Here is a 580-nt window from a genome sequence, read left to right as displayed (position 1 = left end):
GTAACTTAAAGTTATGGCAAAAGGAAAAGGTCTTACAGTCACATTCAAAGCTACTCTTCAGAATCAACTGGCGCTACTTCCACTTGATTTAAACGATATGGTTTGCGCTAACCACCCGGTCAGGATCGTGGGTGATATTCTTGACAAAATCGATATCAGCAAGCTAATAGCAGAATACAAGACTGGCGGAGCCAGCAGCTACCATCCCAAAGTGTTGCTTAAGATTTTAGTATACGCTTACATTAATAATATATACAGTAGCCGGAAAATAGAAGAAGCTGTTTGCCAGAACATAAACTTTATGTGGCTGGCAGGCATGAACAAGCCTGACCACAACACGATTAACCGATTCCGGAGCAAGCGCTTGCAGCGGACATTACGGCCCATTTTCAGCCAGGTGGTAGAACTACTTTGTCAGGAAGGGCTGTTGAGCATAAAGGAATTGTACACGGATGGCACCAAAATCGAGGCAAATGCGAACCGGTATACTTTTGTCTGGGGGAACTCCATCAAAACAAACAGGGAAAAGATCAAAAAGCAACTTTCTGAGCTTTGGGAATATGCGCAACAGGTGGCTGCA

General features: G+C 44.0%; 1 protein-coding gene. It reads left to right on the top strand.

Annotation, left to right across the window (positions count from 1 at the left end):
- Positions 1-13: 13 nt before the first annotated feature.
- A partial coding sequence (locus KE626_RS34515; protein WP_211977723.1) for a transposase occupies positions 14-580 on the top strand: 567 nt, incomplete at its 3' end.

Origin of the sequence: Chitinophaga hostae (genome assembly GCF_018224885.1) — a bacterium.
Lineage (GTDB): Bacteria > Bacteroidota > Bacteroidia > Chitinophagales > Chitinophagaceae > Chitinophaga > Chitinophaga hostae.
The sequence above is the reverse complement of the archived record's forward strand: the minus strand, read 5'-3'. Positions and strand labels throughout refer to the sequence as shown.